The following is a 13,910-nucleotide window of genomic DNA, read 5'->3' as shown; positions in this document are numbered from 1 at the left end:
ATATTATACTATTTATCCATCTTGTGGGTAAGTGATGAGACTCAGACCTAGAGTATAAGTCAAATATCTAGTTATTTGTGATAGAGAAAAAAATAAAATAAAAAATGTAAACACACACAAAAACCGACAATGTTCGAATATGACTTTTTGTAGAATAGTAGTATAATTTACTTTTTTTTCTAAAAATCAGTAATCATTTTTACAAACCTTATGGTTTAAGGTCATCAGATATTATTAGCTGGAGGTCAGGTATGAGGGGAAACTTAATGGAAAGCACGGTAAATGTACAAGAAATTGAGAAACAACAGGTCTATTCACCTAAGTGGTATGCAAACTGGAAGTTTATTACGGCAAGTATCATCATCATTATCGCGCTCTTCATTGCAGCAGGCAGCTATTATCAGGCAACCCATTTTAATTCACAAATCAAGATTAACGGTACTAAAGTAGGAGGCATGACCGCAGATGAGGCACTTGGAAAATTAAAATCTTCCGAATTAAAAAATGTTGTCTATGTTGGGACCCAACAAATTATAGATGGAACCGATACAAAGATGGCATTCACGGAGAAAGATCTGTCCGATGTGAAAAAATTAGTAAAGAACCAATGGACATTTTTTCCTTCTTCAAAAGCGAAGGACTATTCTTTAATTCCCAGTTCTCTGGATCAGTATCGAAGCCATACTTTAAAAAAACAGGTTGAAGATAAGTTGTTAGCCATGAACCAAAGCTTAAAAGTGCCACAAGATGCAGTGGTTCGGTTACAACAAGGCCAAATTGTTGTCACCCCCAGCGTTAGCGGAGAGCAGTATGATGTTGCCAGTCTTATGAAGGAGTATGATAAGCAAGAATATATCAGTGAGATCCGACTCAATCCTGTTTACATACAGCCCATTAAAGAAGACAGCGAGTTTGTAAAAAATCAACAGAAAAGGCTGGAAGAGTTCTTAGCTCAAACGGTTGATTATAAAGTACAGGATAAAGTTTTTACCTTAAACGCTGGAGAATTAATTAAAAATGCATCTATTTCAAAAGATTTGCAGATTAAGGTTGATGATGCCGGTGATATTAAAAATAAGCTTACTGAAATTAACAATTCTCAATCCACCTTATATAAGAATATCCCATTTAAGACCCATTCGGGGGCGGTAGTATCCGTTAAAGTAAGAGGTTACGGCTGGGCCATTAATGTTGATAAAGAATTACCGCGTATAATGGATGCCTTTGAAAAAGGAGAGAAATCAATTCCCGCTTCTAATATTTATGGAAATGGCTGGAAGGGGGAAGGCTACGGATATGATAAGATCGCCAACAGTGGTATTGGTGATACATATGCTGAAGTCTCTATTGCCGAGCAACGAATTTGGATCTACAAAAATGGGCAATTAGTTGCTACAACGAATGTTGTTACGGGCAATCATAGTACCGGCCATGATACATCACGAGGAGTTTGGTATATCCTTTATAAGCAGTCCCCTTCTGTATTAACAGGCCGTGAAAACGGCAAAATCACTTATCAAGTAGATGTAAATTTTTGGGCTCCTTTTACCAATGACGGTCAGGGCTTCCACGATGCCAGCTGGAGAGGCAATTGGGGCAGTAATGCCTATCTTTCTAACGGATCACATGGCTGCGTCAACACACCACCAAGTGTTATGAGAACTGTATATAACAATCTTAGCCAATATGAACCGGTTGTTGTTTATTAAGTTCAAAACATATAAAGCCGATTGATTTTTAAAAAAATCAATCGGCTTTTTTATTATGTGCCCCATGCTAAAATTCAAGTAATGCTTAGCGCTAGACCTCTTATATAAATATCCCCCCAGACAATCAGTCATTGGGTGTAAAAACCATATTACAGCTTTATTTACAAATCCCTCCAAACCACTACCCTACTTTAAAAAAACACATTTCGTTTTATTATATAAAATATTCAAAATATTCATTTACATCAGAAAACTTTATGGTACAATCATAATTAATTACAGTATTACAGTAATTATTCCTCGTTAAAAGAAAGGAATTAAGTAATGGAAGAAATTTTTCAGAAAATAAAGCAATTACGACTGGAACAAGGTATGACTTTAAAGGACTTAAGTGAAAAGACAGAGCTGTCTGTTAGTTTTTTATCCCAAATAGAGAGGGGAGCATCATCACTCGCGATCACATCATTAAAAAAAATTGCTGACGCTTTTGGAGTAAAAATGATCCATTTCTTCGAAGAGACGGAAAGTTTAAATTACGCCGTAAAAAAACAAGATCAAAAGCCATTTAAAATAGAAAGTTCTAACTCTACTTATATTCGGTTAAGCAATAATTTTACAGATAGAAAAATAGAGCCCTTTCTCGTAACAATAAAGCCGCATCAAAAAGAAGATGAACCATTTAAACACCCTGGTGAAGAATTTTATTATGTTTTAAAAGGGGCAGTATTATTCACTGTGGATGAGACGGAATATTTTTTGCGAGAAGGTGAAGCAATTCACTTCCCTTCTACTCTTCCCCATATATGGGAGAATCCATTCGATCAGGAAACGATATTACTATCCGTCATCACTCCCGTTATTTTTAGCTAAACTAATTTATCCCCCTAGCCCCTATACTTAATCATTTTTAATTATACATTTGAAAAAGGTGAAGCTTATGACATTACTAAAAGTAGAAGATTTGACCATTGCTTTTAAGTCGCGCCAGGGTGTTGTCAAAGCAGTGGATCATTTAAGCCTAGAATTAGAGCAAGGTAGTTCCTTAGGAATCGTAGGTGAAAGTGGTAGTGGCAAGAGTGTTACCTCCCTCTCCATAATGGGACTTTTGCAAAATGCTAACGCTGATATAACAGGAAATATTGTTTTGGATGGTGTAGATTTATTAAGACTTTCACAAAAGGAAATGCGGAAAATTAGAGGAAAGTCTGTATCAATGATATTTCAAGAACCGATGACATCTCTTAATCCTCTACATACATGTGGCAAGCAGATCATGGAGCCTATCCTTATTCACCAAAAAGACGTAAGCAAGCAAGATGCAAGGAATATGGCAATGGAGATGCTGAGATTGGTAGGAATTCCTTCCCCCGAACAGAGATTTCATGAATATCCACATCAGATGTCTGGCGGAATGCGACAAAGAATCATGATTGCCATTGCGTTAGCCTGTCATACTAAACTATTAATTGCGGATGAGCCTACTACTGCCTTAGATGTTACGATCCAGGCACAAATTCTAGATTTAATGACCAGTCTAAAGAAAAAGAGAAATTTGAGTATTATCATGATCACCCATGATCTAGGTGTAGTAAAAGAGATGTGTGAAAAAGTGGTCGTCATGTACACTGGCCAAATAGTTGAAAAAAGCCCAACTGAGTTAGTGTTTACTGATCCGCTTCATCCATATACACAGGGATTGCTAAATGCCATACCGAAAATTTCGAATAAGGTAGATAGACTTGAGGCGATTGAAGGAACGGTTCCTGATGCATTGAATATGCCAAGTGGTTGCAGCTTTCATCCTCGTTGCAAATACGCAACAGAGAAATGCAAACTGGAAGCACCTCCATTATTTAAACAAGAAGATGGCCGTGAAGTAAGATGCTTTATTTATGACGTAACAAAAGAGGTTGATGATGTACATGCCACAAAATGATATTAATCTTCTTGCACCGGCATCAAAGGGTAAATCCTCAGTAAACATTTTAGAGGTTTCACACTTAAAGAAGACCTTTCATATTAAAAAGCCGGATGGAAAAAAAGGCTTGCTTAGAGCAGTAGATGATATCTCTTTTACGATTAAAAAGGGCGAAACATTTAGTCTTGTTGGTGAAAGTGGATGTGGTAAAAGTACGCTAGGTAGGACACTACTTGGTCTTTATGCGCCAGATCATGGCTCTAAAATTATGTTTAATGATGAGGATATTACCAATCTTTCAAGATCCAAGCGAAAAAATTTCACCAAGAAGGCACAGCTGATTTTTCAAGATCCATCTGCTTGCTTAAATCCACGTAGAACCATCAAACAAATTTTATTAGAACCATTCAAAATTCATAAAATGGAAAATGCTGAAGCGAAAATAACCGAACTGATGGATATGGTCGGTCTAGCCAATCGTTTTTTAGATAGATATCCCCATGAAATGTCAGGTGGGCAGAAACAAAGGGTGGGTATCGCTAGAGCATTGGCACTCGGTCCAGAACTTATTGTGTGTGACGAACCTGTTTCGGCTTTGGATGTTTCGATACAAGCACAGGTAGTGAACTTACTAGTAGATCTGCAGAAACAATTGAACCTTACCTATCTATTTATCTCACATGATCTAAGCGTGGTTCACCATATAAGTGATCGTGTTGCCGTTATGTATCTTGGTAAAATCGTTGAGCTTTCAACTCGCGATGAACTATACGAAAAACCGCAACACCCCTATACAAAGGCACTTCTCTCATCTATTCCAGATGCAGGCGGGGATCCTCGTGAAAAGATCATTCTTACAGGGGATGTGCCAAGCCCATCTAATCCGCCATCCGGATGTCGGTTTCATACAAGATGCCCTGCTGTGATGGATATTTGCAAAACAGAGGTACCAGATTTTATTCAAACAAGTAGTAACCATTTTGTTGCATGTCATTTGTGTACAAAGTGATTCTATAAATTTTTATAAGAAGGGGTTTGGGAGGATGAAAAAAATTGCTTTACTGGCCATAACATTCATGTTGGCTCTATCTCTAATTGCATGTAGTAAGAAGCAAGGAAACAGCACGACAACTGGGGGTACATCATCTTCCAATGCTGATACGATCGTTATTGGGGTAGCATCAGACTGGAAAACGATGGATCCAGCACGTGCTTATGAAGTGTACGGAAATTTCTATTTTTACGCAACATACGAGAATTTATATATGGTAGAAGGTTCTGATCTCACACCAAAGCCAGCCCTTGCTAAAGATTACACTGTAGATGATTCAGGTCTTGTGTATACGTTCACGCTTGACGAGGGACATAAATTTTCAAGCGGGAATCCTGTAACGGCAAATGATGTTGTATTCAGTATTAATCGCACAAAAAATTTAAAAGGGAATGCTGCTGCACTTGCAGAAGGAGTTGCAAAAGTAGAAGCAAAAGATGACAAAACGGTTGTTATTACACTTAAAGAAAAGGATGCATCATTTCTTGCAAAAATCACAAATAATGCGTTTGCCGTTCTTGATAGTAAAGTTATGAAAGAAAAAGGTGGTTCTGATGCAGAGGATGCCAGCACAGCAGATAAAGCCTCTACATATCTGGACGGCGCATCAGCTGGTAGCGGTCCATATGTATTGAAGAAGTGGACTGCCAATACAGAAATGGTTCTTGAGAAGAATCCAAATTATAAGGGTACTGTTCATGCAAATAAAATAATCATCAAGGAAATGCCGGATCCAAACACCCAAATTCAAGCGCTTGAAAATGGTGATATTGATGTAGCATTAAGCGTTGGACCTGACCAAGTGAAAAGCATTACAGCTGGTGGAAAAGCAAAGGTTGTTTCCGCACCTACTTCAACCATTTCATTTTTACTAATGAATAATAAGCCTGAAATCGGTAAAGAAATGGCAAATCCATTTGTTCAACAAGCTGTCCGATATGCACTTGACTATAAGGGATTCCAACAATTAGCTGGAGATGGGGCACTGCTGCCATTATCCTTTGTTCAAAAAGGGTTTGTTGGTGCTAAATCAAGACCCGCTAATTATCAAAACATAGAAAAGGCAAAGGACTTGATGAAAAAAGCAGGCTATGAGAAAGGCTTCACAGTACCTCTAACTGCCGCTAACTTTGATTCTGAAGGACTTTCATGGGTCACAATCGCTGAAAAAGTAAAAGAGGATCTTGCAAAAATTAATATCAAAGTAGAAATTAAAACTGGAGAAATTGGCGTGGTAATCGATGATTATAGAAATGGGAAAAGCCCATTCCTAGTCATGCACTGGTCGCCTGACTACTATGATTTAAGCAACCAATTAGCTTTTGTTCCAGGCGATATTGTAGGAAAACGAGCGAACTGGGAACCTAAAGATAATGCTGAATTAGTAAGTCTGGCAGAGCAAGCGAAGGTGGAAATTGACGAAACAAAACGTGCAGAGATTTCTGGTAAGATGCAAGACATTATGGCCGAGAATAGCCCATATGCCTTCTTAGTACAGCACCCTAAATCATTTGCTGTTAGCTCCAGACTTGAAGGTGTTGCTTATAATGATCTTTGTAAGTTACATTTAAACGATTTAAAACTCTCTAAATAATCATTAAAACAAACCGAGCCTATCCGTAGGTAGACAGCTGCCTACGGAAGCTATTCATATTTTATTTTTAAAATTATTTTAGATTATCAGTTTATTGGTTATTTAGTCTGGAGTGTGATTCAAATGCTTAGATTTATTGGTAGACGTCTATTGTTTCTACTATTCTTATTATTTGGTGTGGCACTTTTTGTTTTTATACTTTCTCATTTAGTGCCAAGTGATCCGGTTGCTGCCAATTTAAGCCAAAGTGCAATGAGCAACCCTGAAATTGTCGCAGCTTTTAAAGAAAAATGGGGGCTAGATCGTTCGCTATTTAGTCAATTAATTCTATACTTTCAACATGTTCTCACTGGTGATTTAGGTACCTCCATTCGAACTGGCAACCCTGTGTTAGATGACTTAAGGCAGTTCTTTCCGGCAACCTTTGAACTATCCGTAGTAGCTATGGTCATTGCCTTAGTTCTTGGGATTCTATTTGGAATCATCTCTGCCATTTATCGAAATAAGGCTATTGACCATGTTATCCGCACTGTTTCTATAAGTGGGGTTTCCCTACCAAGCTTTTGGTTTGCTTTAATTATGCTCAATATTTTCACTTCGATCTTAGGCCTTACACCAGGACCAGGACGGATTGATTCACGAGCATCCACTCCAGAAGGGGGAACAGGGTTATTACTGATTGATTCGCTTATTAGTGGTGATTTTCAATTGTTTGGTGATGTCGCGATGCACTTGATTCTTCCAGGAACCGTACTGGGATTCTTTACAATGGGATTAATTGCTCGTCAAACAAGGTCCAACCTACTTGAAGTGATGTCAATGGATTATATTCGTACCGCTAGGTCAAAGGGTCAGAAAGAATCAGCGATCATCATTAAGCATGCCCTTTCCAATTCCATGATACCTGTTATTACAGTAGCTGGAATGGGATTTAGTAATCTGCTGGGGGGAATGGTACTGGTTGAGAACATTTTTGCATGGCCTGGAATTGGTCAATATGCTTATCTTTCCGCCGTTTCACTCGACTTCCCCGCCATATGCGGCGTCTCATTATTAATTGCATTTATTTATGTTGTTATCAATCTAATCATTGATATCCTTTATGGAGTGATTGATCCGAGAGTGAGGTATCGATAATGAGAACATTTAAATCTTTTATCTCTCAAAAAGGATTTCTTTTTAAACTTGGATTAATCATTTGTACATTATGGATTCTCGTTGCCATTTTTGCACCGTTAATCGCTACACATAGTACAACAGCTCAGAATCTTTCCATTAGATACCTCTCTCCAAGCTCTTCACACTTTTTTGGAACTGACGAGTTGGGTCGTGATGTTTTCTCAAGGGTCATGTATGGCTCCAGAATTTCTTTAACAGCAGGTATTATTACGGTTATTAGTGCTTTTGCCTTCGGTATCCTATTTGGGGGAATAGCGGGATATAAGGGTGGATTAGTGGACGAAGTAATGATGCGTTTCTCAGAGCTCATAATGGCATTTCCACCACTTATTTTGGCGATGGTAATCGCTGCTGCACTTGGACCAAGCATCCTAAACTCGGTCCTTGCAATGGCCATTATCTGGTGGCCAAATTATGCGAGATTGATGCGTTCAATGGTTATTTCCTTAAAAGAAAGCGAGTATGTTACTGCTTCTCGAGTTATGGGTGCTTCCCATATTCGAATTCTATTTTTAGAAATTTTACCGAATAGCTTTGGTCCATTATTGGTTATGGCAACACTTGATCTTGGGAATGCCATTTTGATGTTCTCAGGACTAAGTTTTCTTGGACTAGGAACCCAACCTCCTACACCTGAGTGGGGCTCAATGGTATCAAGCGGGGCAAAAGTTATTCAAAATTGGTGGGTGTCAACCTTCCCAGGTCTAGCCATTTTCTCCATTTCATTAGGTGCTAACTTTGTAGGAGATGGTTTACGAGACTTTCTAGATCCTAAACTCAAAAAAGAATAGGTGGGAAAAAGAATTGGAAAAACTCAATATTAATCAAGTAGAGTCTATTGGCATGCCACTATATGAAATGAAAAAACTATTCATCAAGGAAGGTGATTTTAAAGAAGTGAGCATGAGTGTCATTTCGCTAACACCTGGCGAACGCATTCCAGCCGTTGGCTTAAGCTGTCACGATGAGGATGAGTACTCCTATATTTTCAGTGGAGAAGTCCATACATATTGTAATGGTGAATACAGTGTGGAAAAGGCTGGAGATGCAACATTGATTCCAGCTGGTGAAGAGCACTGGTGTATTAATAATGGCAGTGAACCTTGTATGCTCGTTTGCTTTATGGTTAAAAAAGCAGAATAGTATAACGTTTTCCTCCTCTACTTTATTATTTACTCTTTTAAAAATAGACTTCACCAGTGAAACCATTTGAAATTCCTTACCGAACTCACAAGTGATAAAGCCAATTATTAATATTTAGGTGACCATAAAAAAAGAATTTCCTCCATATCGTAAAGGAAATTCTTTTTTTATTAAATTTTTTCCAGCTAACTCTCAACTATATTTTTTTATAATTTTAGTCAATTCCTTCTTGCCATAAACTCCCCTATGAGTTTCAACAATTTATATTACTTTTTTCTCTAGCTCTTTTTGCAAAATCTGACCATCACTCATTTTAATGATATGATCAGCAAATGAAAGCATTTCTTCATCATGTGTAACCATTAATGTGGCAATATTGAGTGTCTTTGTTAAATTACTGATTAAAGTCATTACATCTTTTGACCTTTTTGAATCCAAGCTTGCGGTTGGTTCATCTGCAAAAAGCACCTTCGGTTTGTGAATAATGGCTCGGGCAATGGCAATCCGCTGTTTTTCACCGCCGGACAATGAAGATGGATAAGCATTTTTTCGATGATCCATTTCTACTAATTTAAGGATATTATCAATTTCTTTCTTCTGTTCCCGTTTTTTAAGTTTTGATTCAGATACATCCAACATAAGTAACAGTTGCTCTTCTACTGTCAGAAAAGGCACCAGATGGGCAAATTGAAAGACAAAACCAAATTGATGCGCCCGGATTTGCCGAATTTGTTCGGAATTCATAGCCGTCATGTCCTTTCCTTCGAAGATGATTTGTCCATCTGATGCGGGCTGAAGTCCTGCCGCTATGGTTAGAAGCGTGCTTTTACCCGATCCAGATGCCCCTACTAATGCGGTTACTTCACCTTCTCTAATAGAAAGGTTCACTCCTTTTAGAATTTCTTCCATTTCTTCTCCATTTTTAAAAGATTTTTTAACATTATCTATTGTAAATAACATCTTAAACCTCTCCTTGTTGAATAGCTTGTAATGGTTGAACGGTTTTAACTTGTATACCGGAAAGCGTTGCACCAATGAATCCTATAATTAGAAAGACTAACGACAATTGAACCGTTGTATCAGTGGTTAAACTAAAAGGAATTCCTTTAGGTGCTACTCTATTAAAAATTTGGCTCAGTAAAATGGAAATACTAAGTGCAATGCCGGTAATAAGGGCCATTTGCGTCCACATTATTTTAAATAGTGTGGTTGTTTTTACTCCAATCGCTTTAAGAATACCGTATAAACCCATTTTTTGAACATTCATCATGTAGAAAAAGATGGCAAACAACATTCCGCTAATGACAACTAAAAACCAAATAATCATGTTAAGTGACATCTGTTCTGCTTTATAACTCGAAATGGTATTAAGGAATTGATTATTCGAAAAGGATTGCATCCCTGCGATTGTTGGTGCTTCTGCATCCCCTTTTGGTATAAAAATTAACTGCATATCGCTGGTTCGATATAATTCTTTATAATCTTTCATGTTGATGTAGGCTACAGGAGCATGGCTGTATTTACTTTGTTTTACAAAACCTTTTACGATAAACTTGCCTTTGTATTGTTTATTGGTTAAAGTATCTCCAATCTTGATACCATCGTCTTTCAATGTACTGTCAAGTACAATTTCACCTTTTTTAACATTCTCAAACCACTTAGATTTAGTTGCCGTTACAAATGCAACACTTCTCTGTTTACCATCTCGACCATCCAAAAATCCCATTTGAATGGAAAATGCCATCGCGTTTTTTTGTTTGCTTAATATTTGGTTTTGGACCCTACTGTCTATACTTGACATGTTATAGGTCTGATTGGCTTCCTTCGTCATATAAAATTGTCCATCTGGCAAATCTTTTATTAATCCAGCACTGTCATGTGATAATCCATTTGCTAAACCGGATATGATAAACGTTAATAAACTAACAAGAAAAACAATCGAACCTAAAATTAAAAATCTTGCTTTATTTTTCTTTATTTCTTTCCATGCTATGTTCATCTTGATTCCTCCATTCCTTATTACACCCTTAGTTTAATGAAGGTATGTGAACGGAAAATGAATAGAAAATTACATTTTATGTGATAGCCAACTATTTAAATCGATGCTAGGCAATCTCCTGAGATTTAGCGCTTTTGTCGGCATTTTTAAAAAGAATTGTTTTGGAGGCTGAGGGGAAAATAAATAGACCATCAATTTTTGATGGTCTGTTCCAGTAAATGTTATAAAAACGTTATATAACTTATAATTAGTCGCCCACATTATTTATTTGATTTCAGCAGCTAACTCTAAAAATCCCCTTGCTCAGTTGGATGTATATTCCCGTACATAATCGTTTAATAGATCTATTTTAAAATTTTATCTTTTACAAGAGACTTAAAAAGAAACGCCCTATAGGGTTAGTTTCCTTTCTTTAAAATGTCAATCAATATTTTTCTCAAAGGTATCGAGCATCTCACGCACTTCATCTGTTGATTTCGTGTTCATCAATCGATTTCTTAATTCAGCAGCTCCAGGGAATCCTTTGACATAAATTTTGAAAAAGCGATGAAGCCCTGTGATTGAACGCGGCAGTACATCTGCATATCGATCTTGAAGATCCAGCTGCAGTCTTAAAAGATCCAGGTATTCTTTACTGCTATGCTCTTTTGGCTCTTTTTCAAAAGCAAAAGGATTTTTAAAAATACCCCTCCCGATCATAACACCATCAATGCCATATTGTTCAGCAAGCTGCAGCCCTATTTGACGGTCAGGAATGTCTCCATTGATTGTTAGAAGAGTATCTGGTGCGATACGGTCACGTAATTTTTTGATTTCCGGAATTAGCTCCCAATGCGCATCTACTTCGCTCATTTCTTTTCTAGTACGTAAATGAATAGAAAGGTTCGCAATATCCTGTTTTAAAATATGCGTTAGCCACTCCTTCCACTCCTCAACCTCCTTATAGCCAAGTCGTGTTTTCACGCTGACAGGCAGGCCGCCTGTTTTTGCTGCTTGAATAAGTTCTGCCGCAACGTCTGGACGCAGAATAAGGCCACTACCTTTCCCTCTCGATGCCACATTCGGTACAGGGCAGCCCATATTAATATCAATTCCTTTAAATCCTAGCTCTGCCATGCCAATACTCATTTGGCGAAAATATTCGGGATTATCTCCCCAAATATGTGCCACTATTGGCTGTTCATCTTCTGTAAAAGTCAAACGGCCACGTACACTTTTCAAGCCCTCTGGATGACAATAGCTATCCGAGTTTGTAAACTCTGTGAAAAAGACATCCGGTCGACCAGCTTCACTTACTACGTGACGAAAAACAACATCCGTCACATCTTCCATTGGTGCCAGTATAAAAAAAGGTCGTGGTAAATCACGCCAAAAATTTTCTATCATTTTAAATTCAAATCCTCTCATTATGGGATACCTAAGGTAAGCCCTTGTCACCCAAAATAAAAAGCAAGGATTCCCCTGCTTTTATTACACTTATCCTATGCCTTAAGCACATTTTATCAAACTACATTTTAATATTAACAAATAAAAAGTGCAAAGAAAATTGGGTAAAATGAGGTAATTTGAAACACTATTACAGATATGTATATACAGTCACTCAAGGTACAATGGCCATAAGCTAACCCAGTTTTTTAGTTATACCCTGAAACTTAAAAACATCAGGATTTATACTATAATCGACTAAAATCTCGATGCTTTTTCACCTGCAAAGTAGAAAAACGAAAACGGTCTCAATATTCAATTGAGACCGCTTCTTTAATGTTCACCGTTAGCATTTACAAGTAAATTTAATAGTTTCTGTAATTACAAACTATTATGCTTTTCGAGGTGTTCCTTCAGCATTTGCTACAACTACATCGATTTGAATTAAAGCGTCTTGTGGTAAAGCTGATACGCCAACTGTTCTACGTGCAGGAACTCCGCCTGGGAAGAATGTTGTGTAAACTTCGTCTACCGCATCAATATCTGCAATATTTTTTAGGAAGATATTGACTTTAACCACATCGTCCATAACGTGATCGATACTTTCTACAATCGCCTTGATATTTTTCAAGCACTGTTCAGTTTGCTCTTTTACTCCACCAGCTACCATTTCACCAGTTTTCGGGTCTAAAGGTAATTGAGCTGAAAGGTGATTGTAATGAGAGAACGCTACAGTCTGTGTAGACAAAGAACTCTTTGGTGCATTGTCAGTATTGTTCGCCCATATAACGATTCCATGTCTGTCTTCAACAGCTTGTGGAGGTGTACCATCTCCGTGTGATACCACTGCTTCGATTTGTACCAATGCATCCATCGGTAAAGCAGAAGCTGCAATTGTTGTCCGAGCAGGGACATAGGCTACTGCTCTAGCGATCGCTGAGTCTGGGAAAAATGTTGTATAAACTTCGTTTACGGCTTCAATATCTGAAAGGTCTTTAAGGAAAATATTAATTTTAACAATATCGTCAAACGGAACGTCGATACTTTCTAAGATTGCCTTGATATTCTTTAAGCACTGAGCAGCCTGTTCCTTTACACCGCCAACTACTAATTTACCAGATTTCGGATCAATCGGTAATTGAGCTGAAAGGTTATTGTAATGAGAAAAAGCTACAGTTTGTGTAGAAAGAGGACTTGTTGGCGCATTTGGCGTGTTATTTGTAAGCTTGATAAGGTCCCCCGCTTGTGGTGCGTTTGGAATTGTACCTTCACCGTTTGTAACAAGTGCTTCAATTTGCACCAAAGCATCCATCGGTAAAGCTGCAACTGCTACAGTCGTACGTGTAGGAACATAAGTTGTGAAGAATGTTTTGTAAACTTCGTCTACCGCGTCAACATCTTTGATATTCTTAACGAATACAGTGATTCTAACAATATCGCTCATAACATGATCGATACTTTCAACAATTGCCTTGATATTTTTCAAGCATTGTTCAGCCTGCTCCTTTACACCGCCAGCTACCAAATTACCAGTTTTCGGATCGATTGGTAATTGAGCTGAAAGATTGTTGTAATGAGAGAAAGCCACTGTTTGCGAAAATGGACCAATAGCCATTGGAGCATTTTCCGTATTTCTTCCTAGTACTGCGTTAAAGCCGGTCATGATTGTATTCTCCTTTAAATATATTAATAGGGGAATCGTAATCCACCACGCAGGTAAAGTCAATCAAGTTCATTGATTCGTCAAACTCTTTAATTTTAACAATGAATACGTTCTCATACCCTCTTGAAATAAACTATAAAAACTTGATATAATCTATGGAAATTTTTGTTGATGTAAGTTTTTTTAATCCCATCGCCTCTATTTTTAATAAATTGGCTATGTTAAAGAA

Annotated in this window: 12 protein-coding genes; 8 read left to right on the top strand and 4 right to left on the bottom strand. The window is 37.6% G+C overall.

All coding sequences use genetic code 11. The annotated features are described in order from the left end of the window. Nucleotides 1–251: 251 nt before the first annotated feature. The 8 genes from V7083_RS13340 to V7083_RS13305 all read left to right on the top strand — a co-directional run bounded on the left by V7083_RS13340 (nucleotide 252) and on the right by V7083_RS13305 (nucleotide 8,594). Nucleotides 252–1,709, top strand: coding sequence for a L,D-transpeptidase (locus tag V7083_RS13340; RefSeq protein WP_335478491.1), 1,458 nt, complete (start codon nucleotides 252–254; stop codon nucleotides 1,707–1,709). 324 nt (nucleotides 1,710–2,033) lie between these two features. Continuing rightward, complete coding sequence (locus V7083_RS13335) at nucleotides 2,034–2,579, top strand: helix-turn-helix domain-containing protein (protein ID WP_335478489.1); 546 nt, start codon at nucleotides 2,034–2,036, stop codon at nucleotides 2,577–2,579. Between the two features lie 67 nt (nucleotides 2,580–2,646). Continuing rightward, the gene (locus tag V7083_RS13330; protein WP_335478487.1) at nucleotides 2,647–3,645 is read left to right on the top strand and encodes an ABC transporter ATP-binding protein; all 999 of its coding nucleotides are present in this window, start codon (nucleotides 2,647–2,649) and stop codon (nucleotides 3,643–3,645) included. After that, nucleotides 3,632–4,636 carry an ABC transporter ATP-binding protein gene (locus V7083_RS13325; RefSeq protein ID WP_335478493.1) on the top strand — a complete coding sequence of 335 codons (1,005 nt, stop codon included), beginning with the start codon at nucleotides 3,632–3,634 and terminating at the stop codon, nucleotides 4,634–4,636. The genes V7083_RS13330 and V7083_RS13325 overlap by 14 nt, the downstream gene beginning before the upstream one ends. A 34-nt stretch (nucleotides 4,637–4,670) precedes the next feature. Continuing rightward, nucleotides 4,671–6,272, top strand: a complete 1,602-nt coding sequence (locus V7083_RS13320; RefSeq protein ID WP_335478485.1) for an ABC transporter substrate-binding protein — start codon at nucleotides 4,671–4,673, stop codon at nucleotides 6,270–6,272. Nucleotides 6,273–6,395: 123 nt separating this feature from the next. Further along, the gene (locus V7083_RS13315) at nucleotides 6,396–7,409 is read left to right on the top strand and encodes an ABC transporter permease (RefSeq protein WP_335478482.1); all 1,014 of its coding nucleotides are present in this window, start codon (nucleotides 6,396–6,398) and stop codon (nucleotides 7,407–7,409) included. Further along, on the top strand, nucleotides 7,409–8,242 hold the full coding sequence (locus V7083_RS13310; RefSeq protein ID WP_335478480.1) for an ABC transporter permease: 834 nt from the start codon (nucleotides 7,409–7,411) through the stop codon (nucleotides 8,240–8,242). The genes V7083_RS13315 and V7083_RS13310 overlap by 1 nt, the downstream gene beginning before the upstream one ends. Before the next feature lie 13 nt (nucleotides 8,243–8,255). After that, nucleotides 8,256–8,594 carry a cupin domain-containing protein gene (locus V7083_RS13305; protein WP_335478478.1) on the top strand — a complete coding sequence of 113 codons (339 nt, stop codon included), beginning with the start codon at nucleotides 8,256–8,258 and terminating at the stop codon, nucleotides 8,592–8,594. Nucleotides 8,595–8,855: 261 nt separating this feature from the next. Here V7083_RS13305 and V7083_RS13300 read toward each other — a convergent pair whose 3' ends face one another. The 4 genes from V7083_RS13300 to V7083_RS13285 all read right to left on the bottom strand — a co-directional run bounded on the left by V7083_RS13300 (nucleotide 8,856) and on the right by V7083_RS13285 (nucleotide 13,681). After that, nucleotides 8,856–9,554, bottom strand: coding sequence for an ABC transporter ATP-binding protein (locus tag V7083_RS13300; protein WP_335478476.1), 699 nt, complete (start codon nucleotides 9,552–9,554; stop codon nucleotides 8,856–8,858). Between the two features lies 1 nt (nucleotide 9,555). Further along, a complete protein-coding gene (locus V7083_RS13295) occupies nucleotides 9,556–10,593 on the bottom strand; it encodes an ABC transporter permease (RefSeq protein ID WP_335478474.1) in 1,038 nt (345 codons plus the stop codon). A gap of 420 nt (nucleotides 10,594–11,013) precedes the next feature. After that, complete coding sequence (locus tag V7083_RS13290; RefSeq protein WP_335478471.1) at nucleotides 11,014–11,979, bottom strand: tRNA dihydrouridine synthase; 966 nt, start codon at nucleotides 11,977–11,979, stop codon at nucleotides 11,014–11,016. 430 nt (nucleotides 11,980–12,409) lie between these two features. Further along, entirely contained in the window at nucleotides 12,410–13,681 is a 1,272-nt protein-coding gene (locus tag V7083_RS13285) for a RidA family protein (RefSeq protein WP_335478469.1), read from the bottom strand. Nucleotides 13,682–13,910 lie beyond the last annotated feature (229 nt).

It is taken from the genome of Bacillus sp. JJ1764 (assembly GCF_036962145.1).
GTDB lineage: Bacteria > Bacillota > Bacilli > Bacillales > Cytobacillaceae > Neobacillus.
The sequence above is the reverse complement of the archived record's forward strand: the minus strand, read 5'-3'. Positions and strand labels throughout refer to the sequence as shown.